Here is an 18,125-nt window from a genome sequence, read left to right on the forward strand (position 1 = left end):
AAGATCGTAGCCTCAAGCCAGACGGCTTGAAGATCCGTTGTAATTTAGATTTATGTCCACTACAAAACTTCCTGGCAGCTATTACCAGCACGACGATGTGGTATTCCTTGCCAAAGACCTGATAGGCAAAACCATCGTCTCCATGGTGGACGATCAACGTACCAGCGGCATCATTACAGAAACCGAAGCCTATCGAGGTGTAGGAGACAAGGCTTGCCATGCGCATCTGGGTAGATTTACAGATCGCACTAAAATCATGTATGAAACCGGCGGCGTGGCATACGTGTATCTATGCTATGGCATTCACAACCTTTTCAACATTATTACAAATACCGACGAGCAGGCAGACGCGATTCTCATTCGCGCTGTGGAACCCGTCGATGGTATTGATGTGATGCTGGCGCGTCGTGGCAAGTCAACTGTGGATAAGACTTTGACCTCAGGACCTGGAAATTTCAGTAAGGCCTTTGGACTGGATCGATCGCATTACGGAGCAGATCTGACCGGTGATACGGTATGGATTGCTTCGACTCCGCTCAGCAACCTTGCTTCGAGTCCGCTCACTTCGACTCCGCTCAGTGACCTCGCTTCGAATCCGCTCAGTGACCGCAGTGAGCAGATTACTGTAAGCAAAAGAATAGGGATTGATTATGCCGAGGAGGACAAGGATTTGCCGTGGCGATTCTATCTCAACACTTCAAAATTTGTGAGCAAACGCTAGTCGTTTTACTGGATGCTTCTGCCATCTTCGGCAAAAAAATGTCAGGTTGTCATTTGTATTGCTTTGGTACTCGATTTGACCATTGAGGATGAATGCGTTCTCGCTTTCGCGAAAGCGTACTTAAACACAAACTTTAAAACACAATACATTATATGTCACAACAAGGAAAGATTAATGTAGCGGTGGAGAATATTTTCCCGCTCATCAAAAAGTTCTTATACAGCGATCACGAGATTTTCCTGCGCGAGCTGGTTTCTAACGCCACGGATGCGACCCTTAAACTGAAGCACCTGGCCATGATAGGTGAGGCTAACGTAGAGTTGGGCGACCAACAGATTGAGGTGAAAATCAACAAAGAAGATGGAACGCTACATATCATAGACCAAGGTCTAGGTATGACTGAAGATGAGGTGCAGAAGTATATCAACGACATTGCATTTTCTGGTGCCGAGGAGTTTCTTGAAAAATATAAGGACAGCGCCAAGGATAGTGGGATCATAGGACACTTTGGTCTAGGATTCTATTCTGCTTTTATGGTGGCTGATAAAGTAGAAATCATCACGAAGTCCTATAAAGACGAGCCAGCGGTACACTGGAGCTGTGATGGATCTCCTAATTACACGATTGAACCGGCAGAGAAAGAACACTTTGGTACAGAGATCATCTTGCACATAAGCGATGACGAGAAGGAGTTTCTTGAAGAGAGTAAGATACGCGAGCTGTTGACCAAGTACAACAAGTTCATGCCAGTGCCTATCAAGTTTGGTACAAAAACCGAAACCCTTGAAAAGCCAGAAGGAGCCAAAAAGGATGATCCAGCACCTACCAAGGAAGTGGACAACATCATCAACAATCCAAATCCAGCCTGGACAAAACAACCTACGGAACTAGAAAATAAAGACTACAAAGACTTCTACCGCGAGTTGTACCCTATGCAGTTTGAAGAGCCGTTATTCCACATTCACTTGAATGTTGACTATCCATTCAACCTGACGGGAATTCTATATTTCCCTAAAATGACCGCAGATCTTAACGTGCAAAAGGATCGCATCCAGTTATATCAAAACCAGGTTTTTGTCACAGATAACGTGGAAGGCATCGTCCCAGAATTCCTGACCATGTTGCGCGGTGTGATCGATAGCCCAGACATTCCACTGAATGTTTCTCGATCTTACTTACAAGCAGACGGCGCTGTGAAAAAGATTTCCAGCTACATTACCCGCAAAGTAGCAGACAAGTTGAAGTCTTTATTTAATGAAGACCGTGCTGCATTTGAGGAGAAATGGAACGACATCAAGATCGTTATTGAATACGGTATGTTGAGCGAGGACAAATTCTTTGAAAAGTCTGATGCTTTTGCTTTGTACCCAATAGTTGATGGTTCCTTCTACACTTGGGATGAGTTGATGGAGAAAATCAAGCCAGCCCAGACGGATAAGGATGGTAAGACGGTTGTTCTATATGCTTCTAATAAAGAGGCACAGCATAGTTATCTTGCTTCCGCGAAAGCGAAAGGATATGAAGTCTTATTGCTAGATTCACCTATTGTATCACACTTGATGCAAAAGCTGGAGCAATCTAAAGAGAACGTCACTTTTGCCCGAGTTGATGCAGATAGTGTTGATAATCTGATCAAGAAAGAAGAAGAGCAAATTTCTAAGCTTTCTGACGAGGAGAAAGAAAACTTGAAGAAGAGCATTACAGAAACCATTGCAGACACCAGCTATAACGTGCAGGTAGAAGCTATGAGTAGTGATAGTGCGCCATTCATGATTACGCAACCAGAATTCATGCGCCGTATGAAAGAGATGCAGGCTACTGGTGGTGGCGGTATGATGGGCTTTGGTAACATGCCAGACATGTATAACCTTGTCGTAAATGCAAATCACGAATTGATTCAAGAGATCATGGCAACAAAAACTGCCAAGAAAAAAGAGCGATTGATCAAACAATCTGTTGATCTTGCAAAGCTTTCCCAAGGATTATTGAAAGGTGAAGCCTTGACAGAATTTGTGAACAGAAGCTATGAGTTGATTAAATAATTGCACTCATTTTATTTTAATGAAAAGCCCTCATTTTGAGGGCTTTTTTGATACGCTGAATTTTAAAGAATTATTCTAATCATTAGAATATTCATGTCTCTAATGTGGTCATTTTTGAAAAACCTGATAAAAATCTTGTATGTCCACTCCTACAGAGCTGCATATTAACAAATTGTTAACATTTGTCAGAAGTGCTTGATTCCGTTGGTTTTCAAGAGAATATATTCTCGTTTCCCTGATGAACCGATAATGGGATTCTGTACTATTGAGAAAATCATGCCTATCTTTAGAAAGCATTAAGAGTTTTATTCCCTTTCAAACTTGATGTAACAGATAGCCCTTTCTGTTTGTAAGACTCCCTAATAACCATAGAAAATTAGAAAGCTGACTGGATGCGTAAGATCTGTTGGTATTTGCTCATAATTACGTATTTATTAATTCTAAATATATATTATGAAAAGAGTAATTCTCAGTGCATCAGCACTAATGATTGGAGCAATTGGATTTGCCCAAACCAACAACAGTGAAATTGTTTCCGCAGGGAATGGTAACACAGCAACTGTTTCACAAACTGAAACCAGAAATGATTCCGACATTGTTCAAACCGGTGACAGGAATAGTGCCGATGTAATTCAACTAGGTTTTATAAACACCTCGGTGGTGAATCAAACTGGAGATGTCAATGAAGCTTCTGTCGATCAACAAGGAGCTTTTCAAGGTGCAGTCATCGACCAGGTTGGAAATCACAATCTAGCTAGCATATTTCAAAGAGGAGAAGTTAACAATGCAGCAATATCTTCTGAAGGTGATTTAAATTCTGCAGGGATCGAACAGTTTGGACTTCGTAATACGGCGGACATGTTCCAAGATGGCGATGACAATGAGGCTGTATCCTTTGTTAGGGGTGACGATAATGATGTAGATATAGATCAATTAGGAAATGATAATTATGCAAATGCCGACGCGAGAGAAGGCGCAACAAGCTTTTTCTCTAGCGCAAATACTTTTACAACCTCTCAAATTGGAGATGATAATTCTTCAGAATCTTTTGTTTTAGGAGGTGATCTAAATACAGCAGACATTTATCAAAATGGTGATTTTAACGAAGCTCTTTCTACGCAATCTGGTTTATCGAACACATCTATTACTAATCAGGTGGGAGAAACAAATATTTCGAGTATCAATCAGGTAGGAACGTCTAACTACGCGTATACAGATCAAGGATTTACTGCTGGTGGTGATGGTGTTCAGAATAATAAAAGTTATGTGAATCAAAATGGGAAGGATAATCGATCATTCGTTTATCAGTTAGATCAATTGTCAGGATCTAATAACTACTCTGCCGTTGATCAATCAGGAGACGCGAACCTAGTTATTTTACAACAAGAATTTAGTGGTAACAATTCTGATGTTGATCAAATGGGAGATGTTAATACATCTGACATTGACCAGGTAGGAACAGAGAACAAATCCATGGTCTTTCAAAATGGTGATTTTAATATCACCATAGTTGATCAAGGAGACTTCTCTGGAAATAACAACTCTCAATTTAATGAGTCCTATGTTACTCAATTAGGAGACGGAAACACGAGCATCGTTTCGCAACTAGGGAACAACCATATTAGTACAATTAGTCAAAATGGATCAGGTAATACAGCAACAGCTACTCAAAACAATTAGTACATCCATTTTCTTCAAATTTCAAACCTCCCAAGAATGGGAGATTTTTTATTTCGTGTTCTCTATGAATGTCGATTTATCTCAATTTCTTTGATAAGATTGAGTCTGTTAATTGAATTCTACAAAGCAAATTCGTTGACTAAGTACATAGTAGTCCTTTGCACATTGAATACTTTGTAGTCTTGATTTTTTTAGAGGTTCACCATTTGTGTTGTATTCACTCTTTGAAGCAAATAAATGAGCTTGAGTAATTTGTTATGACAAATCCTTGAATTTTGACTTCTTATTTTATTAAAATGGTATCTATAAACTTCTTTTATTGATTCATCTTTGAAATATCTCCAAAAAGCGTAGTTCAGCGCTTATCATTTGTTTATTCTAGCGACTAGTACTCAAGCAATTCAACTGATTTTTTTGCATTAACATTTAATTAACAACCGTTAACATTTCGCTTTGCGCCTGCCGTTCCAGACGAATTTGTAGTACGATTTTTACATATGAAGTTCGTCGAATTATTGCTTCTTACTTTGATTCCTACATATATTTGGGCATCAAAGAAACAATCCCTCTTCGGTTTCTGAGACGGTAATATCCCTGATTACCATTTTATTTATCCCTAAAATAAAATCAAAATTTTTCCCCTAACTAGGAACGGAAGCGTAAGTTCTGTTGTTAGTTGCTCATAGTTGTGTATTTATTAATTCTAAATATTTTAATTATGAAAAAAGTAGTTTTAAGTGCAGCAGCACTAATGATTGGAGCAATTGGATTTGCCCAAACAAACAACAGTGACATTAACCAGTCAGGTACCGCTAACACTGCAGATGTAGTTCAAACAGGAAACATTAATGATTCTGATGTTCTCCAAAAAGGTGGTGGTAATAACGAGGCAACAGTTACTCAAACAGGTGTCAACAACGAGTCAAAGGTAGAACAAGCTGGATCACAGCCATTTAGAGTGAAAAGAAACGAAGCTATCATTGTACAGACAGGTGATAACAACGTGTCTTTTGCCAGATCTCAAGATGGTGAGGATAATGACATCTTTACAACTTCCATTGGTAATGACAACTGGGCTTATGTAAAGCAGATTGGTAGTCGCAATGCCAGTACTATTGATCAAGATGGTGATGATAATAGAGCTAAATCAACAGTCACATTTAGCGATGATAATACGTCAACCATATCTCAAGATGGTAATGGTAATAAATCTTACACTGCACAAACTTTCGGTCCTGCAAGAGGAGATGGTGGCGGAAACACATCTACTGTAACTGTTATTGGTGATGACAATGATGCAGATACGTTCCAAGCTGGTCTTACCAACACCTCTACGATTGATCAAACAAGTTCATTAGCTTCTGGTGCTAACGATAATGATGCTGATGTTTCACAAAGAGGCGATCTAAACACTTCGACGATTATACAACGTGGTGATGATAATGAATCAAACACGTTACAAGAAGGGAACAGCAACTGGGCTAGATCAAGACAACTTAGTTCTGATAACGAAAGCTTTATCACCCAAATTGGTGGTGATTCCAACCATGGTGATGTAAGACAATTTGGCGGTGACGGTAATACTTCTGATTTGGATCAAGATGGAAGCAGCAACCGTTCAAATGTTGAACAGTTCGGAGCTGGTAATACATCTACTATTTCAAGTGTTGGTGATGGTAACATTAATTTTGTTGATCAAGGGAACCAATCACCAGATAACACAATGAGCATGAACTCTGTAAGTACTATTATGCAATTAGGAGATGCAAATATGAGTACGGTTAGACAGTATGGTGACACTCAAATGAGCACGGTTACTCAAAATGGATTGGGACATATTAGTACTGTTCTTCAAACAGGTTCTTTTAACGTTGCAAACGTTACTCAAAGTGACTCTGTAGTTCAACAAAACTAGTAAACGGTCTATACCATTTATTAAATTAAATAGAGTAGGATCGAGAAGTTGGCTTCTCGATCCTACTTATTAAAAAAAAATATCTGCTTTTTCAAATCAAAATGATTTTTGGAAGAAGCATTAATCAAAGAGTATAAAATATCTATCATGAAACAATCAAATATTATTCTATTATGTTTGATAAACGCATCGATTGTTTTATCTCAGACCTACAACAGCGACTCTAGCATTATTACACAAAAATCTTTGGATACGGAGAATAAGCAGTTGAATGTTCTTCAAAACCAAAGTTTAAATAGATTTAGCAATAACCAATTAAATCAAGGAAATTCTGTTTTTATAAAGCAAGTGGGCTTTAAAAACGAAGGAACTGTTGATATCATTTCTGATGACAGTTCAGTCAATCTTCTTCAAATAGGTTACAAAAATGTGGCTGAAATCAATTTGAGAGCCGCAACCATTAGAGAAAATGTTGTCCAAATTGGAACAAATAATGTCTTCCAAGATTACAGCATTCATGGTGCACAGTTGCACAAGGCAGATGTACTTCAAGGCGGTAGCTACAATACTATTATCAGTACAGGACAAAATAGCCTTTCAGAAAAAATTCAAATTATACAGAAAGGAATAGGTAGAGAAGCTTATATCATTCATAATTAATGAACTATTTAAGCTACATATTCATTATGATTACTGGCGTTATTCAAGCGCAACAATCACTCTATAATCAAGAAGTCGAGGCAGAAATCTTGATGGAAGATCAAGGAGGATTTTTAAATGTTACAGGTGTTGCTTCCAACCTGACAGACTCGGAGCAAGGAATACGCTATGAACTTGCGGTTATCAAAAAAGACACCGCAACTAATAATAGCTCAAAAAATAAACAAACAGGTCGTGGTGTGCTCAAGGCAAAATCACAAGCCATACTTTCTACTACTGGGGTGAATCTTAATATTCCAGATATACTGACCATCATGTTGTTGATTTATGATGATGACGATAAGCTCATAGGAAAGGATCTTAAGCGCATTGAACCCAATACCTTTCAGTTAGAAAAAAAGGAAGTAAACACTTATGATGGCGTGGAAATAAGAGGTCTGGTCACAAGAAATTTGCGTACCGCACCAGCACGTAAGTTTTACGATTATTTTTTCAAACAGTACAAGAGATACCAAATTAACGGTGATAAAGTAGTTACCATTAATGAGAAATTCGGGCAAGGTCGTAGTACCCGAATTGAGATATTGGTGGGTACAGAGGTAATCTATCAATTCTTTCTAAATCCAACTGATGATTTTATCAAACAAATGGGAGATTACACCATTAGACTCGTTTATCAACAATTTCAAAAACTTAAAGCTATAGAAGCAGCTATCAATAACTAAATATTCAAATAATGCTCAAGAAACTATCAACACCGCTCATGTTGTTAATTGCTCTCTGTTTCACGACAGATCTTAATGCTCAACAGCTTACTTACAAACCTATAAATCCTGCATTTGGAGGTGATACCTTCAATTATCAATGGTTATTGTCAAGCGCAGAATCCCAAAACAAATTCAAGGATCCTGATGCGGTTGATAGAAGGGAAGACTTGTCTGATCTAGATTCTTTTGCAGATGGACTCAATAGGCAGTTATTAAGTCAACTGTCCAGAGCATTAATCACCTCACAAATAGGTATTAATGAAGATTTACGTCCTGGAACCTTTTCTTTTGGAAATCTTGAGGTGGAAATACTCGATGGGTTAGATGGTTTAATCGTTAACATTCTAGATACAAGCACTGGAGACACGACCCAAGTGATCATACCAAATAACTAAATGATGATCACATCCCAAAATATATTCCGGTTCGCTGGACTGTTGACCTTGCTTGTCATTATTACTTCGTGTGGTTCCTATTTTAGTCAACCACTGGACACACAAAATGCAAGAATAGGAGAAACCACAGACGCGACCTACAAGCTAAGAAACTTACCGCAACCTATGGCTCCGGCCGTAGTAGGCGTATATAAGTTTGAAGATCAAACTGGTCAATTCAAACAGACAGAAAATGGTTCAACCTTTAGTAATGCGGTTACCCAAGGTGGTACCACCATCCTTGTCAAAGCACTGCAGGATTCTAAATGGTTTACACCTATTGAAAGAGAAAACCTTGACAACCTTATCAACGAACGTCAAATCATAAACTCTACCAGGAAGGATTATGCGCAACAGACCAACACGCAACAACAGCCTTTGCCATCACTATTGTATGCTGGTGTACTTATAGAAGGCGGCATCGTTTCTTATGATACTAATGTCTTGACTGGTGGCGCTGGTGCTCGATATTTTGGAGCCGGTGGTTCTACTAAATACCGTCAGGATAGAGTGACGATATACCTTAGGGCCGTTTCTACAAAAAATGGAGAGATTTTAAAAACAGTCTATGTTTCAAAATCGATCTATTCCCAGGCGATCGACGCGAGTCTCTTTAGGTATGTCAATTTTAAAAGACTCCTTGAAGCCGAGACTGGATTCACGAGAAATGAACCAGGACAACTCGCTGTAAAAGAAGCTATTGAAAAAGCGGTTGAAGCCCTTATAGTAGAAGGAATGGAGGCCGGTTTGTGGTATCCTAAAGGTGGTGATGCAGTAGCTACCAAAATGCTTCAGGACTATAATAATGAGAAAGAGGTCGCAGAACGTACCGATGTTTACCAGCGTGAATTTTTGGATCGACGCAGTAAGTGGCGATTTGATGTAGGTGCAGGTGGAACTTTTGCAAACAACGATCTACCTAACGCAGATTATGAATATTCCATCACAGGTGGTTTAAAATACAGTTTCACACCTTTTTTGGGAATCTATGGAACAGCTAACAAGTACCGTATCAACAACTTTGGAGTGTTGAATAGAGAATTTGCCAGTACAGATTTCAACCTTGAGTTTACCGCATTGCCCTATGAAAAATTTAGCCCGACTATTTATGCGGGACCTGGGCTCAATTACGCCAGCAATTTTAACGTGATCGATTTCAAGCTACAAGCTGGAGTAAGTCTTGAATATCTCATTTCTCCCAGCATGGGATTGAAAGTATATGGTGAGTACAATGCCACTTTTTCAGATGAATTGGATTATGCAATTTCTGGAAAAAGGGATGACCATTTTTACAAATTTGGCGCTGGCATCAACATTTACATAGGAAATAATCAAGCCAAGGAGAATTCACCTCGATATCTTAAACGTCGCGAGACCAAAGAACTCAAAAGACAACAAAGACTTGAACAAGAAACACCAGTATCTGTCGTGGATACGCTTTCGCGAAAGCGAACTAATCCCATAAATCAATAGGAATCATGAGGAATATAGCATTTTATATACCGTTTGCAATCTTCTTGATCTTTTCAGGATGTACCGAAGAAACCATTGAGATCAATGGGAAAGGCAGCATTTCTGGAACTGTTGTTCAAGACATCACATTTGAAAGCCTTGCTAATGTCAAGATTTCTACCAACCCTAGTTCCAACACCGTTTTTACTGATGCCGACGGAAGGTTTACTCTAGAGGTAGAAAGCGGCACCTATGCCGTCAAGGCAGAAAAGGATGGATTTCTAGTAGAATTTGAATCTGCAGACGTTGAAATAGGAGAGGAGACCCTAGTGGTGTTTGAGCTGCAGGTATCTACAGCCAATAATAAACCACCATCATCGCCTACACTTACAACTCCTGTGGACGATGCCATGGATGTGCCAGTGGAAACCACGCTGGACTGGGAAGCTACTGATGTTGATGAAGATGATTTGACCTACACGGTAGAATTACGCAATGCAAACTCTAACACGGTAGAGGTATTTACAGATATAGAAACCAGTGAATTAGAAGTATCTCTTCAATATCAAACGACTTACTTCTGGCAAGTCATTGTGGAAGATGGTATCAATCCGCCAGTTTTAAGCACCTTGAATAGTTTCACTACAGTAGATTTTCCTATAAACACATATCATTTTGTTCGTAAAAATGGTGCGAACAACGTTATTTATGGAGCAGATGATGAAGAAAATGAAGTCGCACTGACTAACAGCAATACCAATAGCTGGCGCCCACGAGTGAATAGAACGGTTTCAAAAGTTGCATTTTTAAGAAATGTTGGTGCCAATGCGCAGCTGTTTACGATGGACCTAGACGGCAGCAATGTGCGTCAAATTAGTAATGATGTTCCCGTAGTAGGATTTAATCTGGATGAGGTGGATATTTCTTGGTCCAATAATGGGAGCTTTATTTACTATCCATCTTTAGACAAGCTTTACAGAATAGCTACTGATGGCAGTGGACTTACACTTGTTTATCAAACTACTAATGGTAACCTAATTACAGAAGTAGATTTCAACAGTGGTGTTATTGCGTTAAAGACAAATGACTTTGACGGCTACAATGTTGAAATCTTTACCATTAATGAAAATGGTCAAGAATTAAGTACCGTTTTAAGCGGTATGCCTGGTGCTGCTGGAGGCATTCAATTAAGTATAGACAACAGGCAATTGCTCTATAGTCGTGATGTGTCGGGTTTTGTAAGTAGTAGTTATCGACAGCTGGATTCTAGGGTTTTCCTTTATGGGTTTGCCACTGCAGCCAGCACTCAATACACCGTCAACAAACCCGCTGGAACAAACGATATGGATCCTCGATTTTCACCTACAGACGCTCAGGTAATTGTGACCAATCGGCCCAATAATCAAAATACATCTGGTTCACTTCAAACAATTAATCCTGCAATCGTTAACCCTCGCGAAAATTTAATAGATAATGCCTTTATGCCAGACTGGGAATAGCATCCTTTTATCTATGAAGAGATGCGTAATCTCTTCTTAAGAAATATGAATCTCTGAGCAAGATTCAAGAAATTTCAGATAACCGAATATGATACTTACGCGCATCAATATTTATGTTGCTATTCCCTTACTGGTACAAATATGAGTACAAAAAGAAAGCCAAGTTCAAGATTTAGGGAATCTTTTACTTGGCTTTTTATTTATTCTAAATATGTGTTCAATATAAGAACTATAATGTTTAATCAACGAATTATTCTTTCAAATAACGTTTAATTGGGTCGATAAACAGTTTATCGATCGATAATTGGGTAAAAGTAGAGTGATTTTAACTTGGTATTTTGAGCTATTGGCAGATTTCCTACGTCTATAGATAAAATTATCGTGAGCTTTAAAACTCTAAATCCACACTTTCAAACGCACCGGCATCTGGAGCATTGCCGCGCAAAGCACCACTAATGTCTATCGTGGTAGCAGTACTGGAGTTTGCGATCGCATTTGCGCCGCTCTCATCGTCTATTCGTAGTAGATTACGATCAACATCTTCAAAAAGAGGCTCTTGATTTAGAATGACTTGAGAGAAAATGGCTGGATTATTAAAATCGTATAGCGCATTTTGGGCAAAGTCATCAAATAAATCATTGAAACGCAATAGGCTGTTCTCAAAGGAATAATTGAAATCCACACCATCAATGGCACCTAAGATGAATTCAATATTACGATCGCCATAAACGATACCGTTTGTAAAACTGAATTGTGTCAAAGGCTCAGTAAGTTCTGTATTCGGGATGGTATTGGAAACAAAGAGTGCTGGGTCTTGTCTAAAACCTTTATTCCAGTAGTTTGAGATCGTGCAATTATTGAACGCATAGGTACCACCTAATCTAGCTACAAGAGCTGATTGCCCAGCATTGTGAATGATTAGATTTTCGGCTCCTATGTTTGCGGTTGTTGCCAATAAACCAACATTAGAAGAGTTGAAAATCTTTGAATTATCAATTTTTAAAGTTGCTCCGTCAGATTCTGGGCTCTGGTTGTCCATGATAATACCGATACTTGCATTTTTGATGGTGGCATAAGATATCTCGTGATTTTTGCTACCATCCGTCAACCAGATTCCAAACCACTGCCCAGTGACATTTTCAAAAGAAGGCTCCAACCGATCACCTTCAAAAATGACCTCATTTTCCATGGCCTCTGTGGTGGACAGGGCACCGTTGATTTTTACACTGGATTCATTTGCGGCAATAATGCCACTTTGATTATGAAAAAATAAACGTGCACCAGCTTCTATGGTCATGGTCTTATCTGGTGGCACAGCGGCAAACCCATAGATTACATAAGGTTTTTCATTGGTGAAGTTGAGTTGATCGTCTTCCAGGAAAAACCCTGAAATTCTAATCTCATTATTCTCATCATCTGTTCCTAACAATAGAGTTTCCTCTATTCCAGTCGCATCACGCTCTGGAAATAAAAATATGGCATCCTTGACCAATGTAATGAGTTGAACATCCTGCTGCTTTGCACCACTATCAAATTCAATGACGTCCTCATAAAGGAATTCATTACCATTAGAAAAGTCATTTATATCCACCGTGGTTTCTACAAAAACATAAAGAGAATCGTTTGCCAATAATTCTACGTTTTCAAATATCTGTCCAGGGACACCATCTACTGCCAGTCGATATCTGGAATCATTTCCTCTTGATAACGCTACTCTTGGAATCACGATATCATCATCGCTACGATTGTACACTTTAAAAGTCCTGGTGCTACTGCCTATGTTGCTAAAAATAGTATCCAGAAAAATAGTGTCTTGAGAGAACCCTAGATTACCAGAGCTTTGGGCAAATTCAAAATCATTACGGCAAGACGATAGTCCTATAATGAGGATTAAGATCAATCCGGTAAGTAGCTGTTTTTTCATTCCTTTATTTCAAAAAGGTCTCGCAATTCTTGGGAGATGCGCACCGGTTTTCCTTCTTTGTCGATAGCGCACCAGTCAGATACCGTTTTGGCCAGTAATGTATTGGTCGCTGCATGGTAGATCTCTATAAAACGCTCGTACCTAACGTTTGTTGCTCGTCCTACTTGAGTCTTGATCTTGATAAGATCATTTAATACGGCAGATCTTTTATATTCGATACAATGTTTGATCATGACCCAATCATATTTGTCAAGAATTTCTTGAGGTGCCACCGTCATCCAGTGTTTCATGGCAATATCATTAGCCCATTGGACATAAACGACATTATTGACATGGTCTAGGTCATCAATCTCGTCATGAGAAACCGTGCGTTGATCTTCAAAAATGGGAAGGCTGTGGTCCAATCTATTGTGTGATTTCTATTTCAAACATTTTAGGCCAGCGTTTTCCAGTCACAAATAAACGGTTGGTAGACTTGTCATAAGCGATACCATTAAGGACATTATCTTCTTTGTCCCAATTAGGGATTTGATCTTTTAAGGTAGTCATGTTTAAAACACCTTCCAGCGCACCCGTCTTAGGGTCTAGAATAAAGACAGCGTTCTCCTGATAGATGTTTGCATATATTTTACCGTCAACATATTCCAGTTCATTGATTTTTTCAAACGTCTTTTTATTGGAAACTATCTGGATATACTCCAATTCTTCATAGGTATCAGGATCCAGTTTCCAGATCTTGTCGCTACCATCGCTCTTATAAAGAAACTCACCGTCGTTGCACAAGCCCCAACCTTCCTTACTTTGATTATATTTAAATGTATCAGTTTCATTAAGATTAATGTCATAAACGTACCCAAAACGACTTCTCCAGGTCAATTGATACACCTTGTCATCTAGAATGGTAAGGCCTTCTGCAAATATGTCCTTGCCCAATTCATTTTTCTCCAGTACCTCGCCAGTTTCCACTTGTGTGATGCGCACGTCAGATTCACCATATTGCCCAGTACTTTCGTATAATTTCCCATTGTGGAACTCAAGTCCTTGCGTGTAAGCCGACTCATCATGAGGGTAAGTGTTTATAATATTGTAATTATAAATCTTTGGTGCTGCAGGATTCATTCGGTTTATGCTCGTAGCAGCGGTGGCCACCATATTATTGCGGTAGACCACAGCCTTGTAGGTAAGTGTACCTAAAGGTTGGTTAATTAGCTTTCGCGAAAGCGTATTACCCTCAACATCCTCTAATTTACGGGCATTTTGGTACCACACGATGCTGTCTGCACCCATGGAAGCGTCGTCCACCAAAGAAATTTGCACGGTATCATCATCACTCCAGTTATTTTTTTCATTGGTTATTTCCAGAGAATAATTGGACTTGAATCGGTCTAACTCGGTTTTACAACTTGATAATGAGAGTGCTACAAAGGCAACTAAAACGCAATATTTCCAGTTCATCATGGACTTGTTATGTTGCCGAAATATAGTGAGAAAAATGATGCTTAAAAACCTTTGCACAGCTCAAAGGAGACCTTATATTTGCACCGGGCAAGTCCTACACAACCAGCTCCTGCTGAACTCCTCCAGGGCGGGAACGCAGCAAAGGTAAGCGGTCGTAGCGGTGTGATGTAGGTAGCTTGCCTTTTTTTGTGCTTTATACCGAAATATAAACATCTGAATATTAAGTGTTTATGAAAAAAGTAGTTTTGATTACCGGCGGCTCGTCTGGAATAGGAAAGGCCATTGCCATTTATTTACAACAAGCCGGATACACTGTCTACGGCACCAGTCGCAATCCTGACCGATATCCAGAATCTCCAGTCCCGTTAGTTGCCATGGACGTGCAGGATGAAGCATCTATCTCTACAGCCGTTTCTACCATCATCGAGAAAGAAAAAACCGTTGATATTCTAATCAACAATGCTGGCGTTGGAATCACTGGACCTATGGAAGAGACACCTATAGAAGAGGTTAAGAATGCCATGGAAACCAACTTTTACGGTCCCTTACGAGTGCTACAGGCCGTCTTGCCCATCATGCGCCAGCAACGAAGTGGTCGCGTCATTAATATTACCAGTATCGCAGGTTATATGGGATTACCATATCGCGGTATTTACAGCGCCAGTAAAGGAGCTCTTGAAATTACTACAGAGGCTTACCGTATGGAATGTGCGCATCTTAATATACACTTTAGCAACGTTGCTCCAGGTGATTTTGCCACTAATATTGCTGCAGGTAGGTTTCATTCACCAGTTAAGGAAGGAAGTGACTACGCTGCTGGCTATTCCCATACTTTAAAATTGATCGACGACCATGTAGACGATGGTAGCGACCCTATTGAGGTGGCCAAAAAAATCAAGGAGATCATCGAAATGAAAAACCCAGGCATTCATTATAAAGTAGGTAGCTTTTTACAAAAGTTTTCTATCGTGCTTAAAAAGATACTTCCAGAAAAACGATATGAACGCATGCTTAAAAAGCATTACGGATTGTAGGAATTTTACCTTAATTTGTTGGGTTCAAAATTTTCAAGGTTGTTCCGTTTCTTCTATCTGTGTTTTTTAATACTCTTTACTTGGACCGTCAAGGCTCAAGAGGTAGGTATATATTACGATCAGACCGGCGATCTTACACTACCTCAAATGGAGGTTCAAGATTTCAAGCCTATATCTAGCGGTTATTCCAATGGTTTGCAACGAGGAATCTACTGGTTGAAAATCTCACCTGCAAGGGAAACCATTTTCCAGATTGAAAACAATCACATTAAAAAGATAGAAGCCTTTTCCAATTCTAACCCGATAAAGCTGGATAGGTTTACTGGTTTTACAAGCTTTTATTTAAATCAGGAAGCGCCTACCTATGTTAAAATGCTTATTGATAAAGAGGCTTATTTCCCTTATACTATTAAGACTAGAGAGGACTTTAGACGGGCAACGGTCATCAACCACATAGGAATGGGTCTTTTTTATGGTTTTGCGACCGTTTGCTTTCTTTTGAATATGGGCTTGTTCTATAATTCAAAGGATTTTTCATTTCTATTTTATTCCATTTTCTTGTTTTTGATTCTATCAGTCATTGCGCATCGGGATGGTCTGGTAGAAATTTTGGGTTTGTCAGATGACATGAAAGAAATAACGGAACCACTTTCCATTTCCATAGGTGGTTTAATGTGCGCTGTTTTTGCTAACGAGAGTGTTAAGATCAAGAATTATTTCCCATTCTTGGTTTACAGTTATTGGGTACTAGCCGTTTTAAGCATGGTTTTGTTGGCTCTGTATTTCTCAACCCAGGACTATCTTTTTATGGTTGGGATCTATTTTGTGTGCCTGTACATTTTTTTAAGCTCATGGATCTCATCTCTTTTACTTATTCGGGTTCAAAGTTTTGCCATCGTGTTTTGTGTGGCCTATTTCTTCATGATGATCCTTGCCATCTTATTCTATTTAGGTCCGGCGTTTGACCTGCAGTTTTTTGAGATGAAGAAAAGCTACCTTAAAGTGGGCGCCTTGGTAGAAATGGTCATCATCACGCTCGCCATTCTTTATAGACTTAGGGTGATGGAACGCAGCCAAAACCAGATGCGTGAAGAAATGAAATTTTATCTCTCACAAATTTCTTTTTTGAATGAAGAGCTTGAAAAAAACCAATTGGGTCAGGACAACATCTTTACAAAATTTGACCTCACATCGCGAGAGAGCGAAGTCCTGGATCTAATTGCCGCTGGAAAAACCAATAAGGAAATCGCAGATGAACTCTACATATCCATCAACACGGTAAAATTTCACGTCAAGAAGGTTTATGAAAAGCTGGAAGTTTCCAATCGTAAAGAAGCTTATCAAATCGTAAAGTCCTCAAATGGAGAAATCTTATAGCGATGAGAGTTTTTTTTGACTATTGAAAATGAGGTAATTGTTCAGTGATAGCGGCACACTACCCATTTACTACCCTATCATTTTTTCCATAATTTCCCTTAGCAGCATAAGTTTACATTATAAAGTAATAGTCAAGGAAAAAGGATTTATTTCGAAGTGGAACCGATGATCAACAAACGTAGGGTACGTTGAGAATCGTTCCACTTTTTTGCTTGAGTTCGCTTTCGCGAAAGCGATATATCGACAGGCTTATTTACTCTTAAAAGGTCGGGTCATTTGCCCACCTAAATCCTCAGGAAAATCTTCGTCTCCCGCAAATCCCAATTCTAGATTGGGGTCGTGATAGGGAACATGCGCCGTTCCAAAAAGATAGTCCCAGACGCTGAGCGACAAACCATAATTCATCCCGTATTTATGGTTTTCAGGAAGTTCTCTAGCGTGGTGCCACAAGTGCATTTTGGGATTGTTCAAAATATATTTGAATGGCCCATAATCCCAGTTGAGGTTTGCGTGATTTAAATGACCAATGAATACGCCCAACATGTGGACCACAAAAAACTGTTGGATCCCAAAACCTATCATTGCGAGTGGCACGTATTGTAAGGTCTTATAAATGATGGTTTCCATAAAATGGAATCTAAATTGTGCTGCAAAACCCATTTCCTTGACGCTGTGGTGCACCTTATGAAATTCCCACAACCACTGAACTCTATGTAATAATCTGTGAATGTTCCACTGGATAAAATCTGCGACTATAAACATAAGAAGCAGTTGTGACCAGGCTGGCCAGCTGCGTACTTCAAATGCGACCACATTCTCTAACCCAACATAATGCAGCAAGTCGTTGAACAATTGAACACCTACGTTTGATAGTGCATTATAACCTATTAACGAGAACAGGAAAAAATTGAAGAAGAGGTAGAATAGATCCAACCAAAAATCCTTGCGGAAAATCTTCTGGTCTTTTCTCCACGGCAACCAGATTTCCAGCCCAAACACTAAAAGCGACAAACCTACCAACCAATAGAAATAGTTATCCCAAGCAGGCTGTGTTATCTCGCTCCACAGGTAATTACCATAATCAGTAAATGAGTTGAGTAGTATATCTAGATAGATTTCCATGAACAGTTGAGTCGGTTTTTAACGGTATTTCTTACCCATT

The 18,125-nt window shown here is 39.2% G+C and carries 15 protein-coding genes and 1 other RNA gene; 12 read left to right on the forward strand and 4 right to left on the reverse strand.

Going from position 1 to position 18,125, the window contains the following annotated elements; genetic code table 11:
- Positions 1 to 52: 52 nt before the first annotated feature.
- The 9 genes from AAU57_RS08165 (at position 53) to AAU57_RS08205 (ending at position 11,170) form a co-directional block, all read left to right on the forward strand.
- Positions 53 to 721: a DNA-3-methyladenine glycosylase gene (locus tag AAU57_RS08165; protein ID WP_055412443.1), complete on the forward strand. Its 669-nt coding sequence runs from the start codon at positions 53 to 55 to the stop codon at positions 719 to 721.
- A 152-nt stretch (positions 722 to 873) separates the two neighbouring features.
- Positions 874 to 2,763 (forward strand): molecular chaperone HtpG, encoded by a 1,890-nt coding sequence (gene htpG / locus AAU57_RS08170; protein WP_055412444.1) that lies wholly within the window; start codon positions 874 to 876, stop codon positions 2,761 to 2,763.
- A gap of 453 nt (positions 2,764 to 3,216) precedes the next feature.
- On the forward strand, positions 3,217 to 4,443 hold the full coding sequence (locus AAU57_RS08175; RefSeq protein ID WP_055412445.1) for a hypothetical protein: 1,227 nt from the start codon (positions 3,217 to 3,219) through the stop codon (positions 4,441 to 4,443).
- A 718-nt stretch (positions 4,444 to 5,161) separates the two neighbouring features.
- Positions 5,162 to 6,358, forward strand: a complete 1,197-nt coding sequence (locus AAU57_RS08180; protein WP_055412446.1) for a hypothetical protein — start codon at positions 5,162 to 5,164, stop codon at positions 6,356 to 6,358.
- Between the two features lie 108 nt (positions 6,359 to 6,466).
- Positions 6,467 to 7,018, forward strand: coding sequence for a hypothetical protein (locus AAU57_RS08185; RefSeq protein ID WP_055412447.1), 552 nt, complete (start codon positions 6,467 to 6,469; stop codon positions 7,016 to 7,018).
- Positions 7,018 to 7,743 carry a CsgE family curli-type amyloid fiber assembly protein gene (locus AAU57_RS08190; RefSeq protein WP_082438578.1) on the forward strand — a complete coding sequence of 242 codons (726 nt, stop codon included), beginning with the start codon at positions 7,018 to 7,020 and terminating at the stop codon, positions 7,741 to 7,743. The genes AAU57_RS08185 and AAU57_RS08190 overlap by 1 nt, the downstream gene beginning before the upstream one ends.
- 11 nt (positions 7,744 to 7,754) lie before the next feature.
- Positions 7,755 to 8,180, forward strand: a complete 426-nt coding sequence (locus tag AAU57_RS08195; protein ID WP_231717788.1) for a curli production assembly/transport component CsgF — start codon at positions 7,755 to 7,757, stop codon at positions 8,178 to 8,180.
- A 3-nt stretch (positions 8,181 to 8,183) separates the two neighbouring features.
- Positions 8,184 to 9,692: a CsgG/HfaB family protein gene (locus tag AAU57_RS08200; protein ID WP_082438664.1), complete on the forward strand. Its 1,509-nt coding sequence runs from the start codon at positions 8,184 to 8,186 to the stop codon at positions 9,690 to 9,692.
- A 5-nt stretch (positions 9,693 to 9,697) separates the two neighbouring features.
- Positions 9,698 to 11,170 (forward strand): carboxypeptidase-like regulatory domain-containing protein, encoded by a 1,473-nt coding sequence (locus AAU57_RS08205; RefSeq protein WP_055412449.1) that lies wholly within the window; start codon positions 9,698 to 9,700, stop codon positions 11,168 to 11,170.
- Positions 11,171 to 11,558: 388 nt separating this feature from the next.
- Here AAU57_RS08205 and AAU57_RS08210 read toward each other — a convergent pair whose 3' ends face one another.
- Genes AAU57_RS08210 through AAU57_RS08220 form a run of 3 tightly spaced genes read right to left on the reverse strand, consistent with a single transcriptional unit; the run spans position 11,559 to position 14,552 of the window.
- Positions 11,559 to 13,094, reverse strand: coding sequence for a hypothetical protein (locus tag AAU57_RS08210; RefSeq protein ID WP_055412450.1), 1,536 nt, complete (start codon positions 13,092 to 13,094; stop codon positions 11,559 to 11,561).
- Positions 13,091 to 13,498 (reverse strand): acyl-CoA thioesterase, encoded by a 408-nt coding sequence (locus AAU57_RS08215; RefSeq protein WP_055412451.1) that lies wholly within the window; start codon positions 13,496 to 13,498, stop codon positions 13,091 to 13,093. Before AAU57_RS08215 ends, AAU57_RS08210 begins: the two co-directional genes overlap by 4 nt.
- A 1-nt stretch (position 13,499) precedes the next feature.
- Positions 13,500 to 14,552 (reverse strand): glutaminyl-peptide cyclotransferase, encoded by a 1,053-nt coding sequence (locus AAU57_RS08220; protein ID WP_231717789.1) that lies wholly within the window; start codon positions 14,550 to 14,552, stop codon positions 13,500 to 13,502.
- Positions 14,553 to 14,637: 85 nt separating this feature from the next.
- Here AAU57_RS08220 and ffs point away from each other — a divergent pair.
- From ffs to AAU57_RS08230, 3 genes are all read left to right on the forward strand, one after another.
- Positions 14,638 to 14,737, forward strand: an RNA gene (ffs, locus tag AAU57_RS14860) — signal recognition particle sRNA small type.
- Between the two features lie 45 nt (positions 14,738 to 14,782).
- A complete protein-coding gene (locus tag AAU57_RS08225; RefSeq protein ID WP_055412453.1) occupies positions 14,783 to 15,586 on the forward strand; it encodes an SDR family oxidoreductase in 804 nt (267 codons plus the stop codon).
- A 39-nt stretch (positions 15,587 to 15,625) separates the two neighbouring features.
- A complete protein-coding gene (locus AAU57_RS08230; protein ID WP_055412454.1) occupies positions 15,626 to 16,963 on the forward strand; it encodes a LuxR C-terminal-related transcriptional regulator in 1,338 nt (445 codons plus the stop codon).
- Between the two features lie 249 nt (positions 16,964 to 17,212).
- Here AAU57_RS08230 and AAU57_RS08235 read toward each other — a convergent pair whose 3' ends face one another.
- Positions 17,213 to 18,085 carry a sterol desaturase family protein gene (locus tag AAU57_RS08235; RefSeq protein ID WP_055412455.1) on the reverse strand — a complete coding sequence of 291 codons (873 nt, stop codon included), beginning with the start codon at positions 18,083 to 18,085 and terminating at the stop codon, positions 17,213 to 17,215.
- Between the last annotated feature and the right edge of the window lie 40 nt (positions 18,086 to 18,125).

The sequence above is a fragment of the Nonlabens sp. YIK11 genome (genome assembly GCF_001413925.1).
Classification (GTDB): Bacteria; Bacteroidota; Bacteroidia; order Flavobacteriales; family Flavobacteriaceae; genus Nonlabens.

Excerpts from the sequence above, each read along its gene's own strand:
- AAU57_RS08165 (WP_055412443.1), top strand. The coding sequence starts at position 53 with ATGTCCACTACAAAACTTCCTGGCAGCTATTACCAGCACGACGATGTG.
- htpG (WP_055412444.1), top strand. The coding sequence starts at position 874 with ATGTCACAACAAGGAAAGATTAATGTAGCGGTGGAGAATATTTTCCCG.
- AAU57_RS08175 (WP_055412445.1), top strand. The coding sequence starts at position 3,217 with ATGAAAAGAGTAATTCTCAGTGCATCAGCACTAATGATTGGAGCAATT.
- AAU57_RS08180 (WP_055412446.1), top strand. The coding sequence starts at position 5,162 with ATGAAAAAAGTAGTTTTAAGTGCAGCAGCACTAATGATTGGAGCAATT.
- AAU57_RS08190 (WP_082438578.1), top strand. The coding sequence starts at position 7,018 with ATGAACTATTTAAGCTACATATTCATTATGATTACTGGCGTTATTCAA.
- AAU57_RS08195 (WP_231717788.1), top strand. The coding sequence starts at position 7,755 with ATGCTCAAGAAACTATCAACACCGCTCATGTTGTTAATTGCTCTCTGT.
- AAU57_RS08200 (WP_082438664.1), top strand. The coding sequence starts at position 8,184 with ATGATCACATCCCAAAATATATTCCGGTTCGCTGGACTGTTGACCTTG.
- AAU57_RS08205 (WP_055412449.1), top strand. The coding sequence starts at position 9,698 with ATGAGGAATATAGCATTTTATATACCGTTTGCAATCTTCTTGATCTTT.
- AAU57_RS08210 (WP_055412450.1), bottom strand. The coding sequence starts at position 13,094 with ATGAAAAAACAGCTACTTACCGGATTGATCTTAATCCTCATTATAGGA.
- AAU57_RS08220 (WP_231717789.1), bottom strand. The coding sequence starts at position 14,552 with ATGATGAACTGGAAATATTGCGTTTTAGTTGCCTTTGTAGCACTCTCA.
- AAU57_RS08225 (WP_055412453.1), top strand. The coding sequence starts at position 14,783 with ATGAAAAAAGTAGTTTTGATTACCGGCGGCTCGTCTGGAATAGGAAAG.
- AAU57_RS08235 (WP_055412455.1), bottom strand. The coding sequence starts at position 18,085 with ATGGAAATCTATCTAGATATACTACTCAACTCATTTACTGATTATGGT.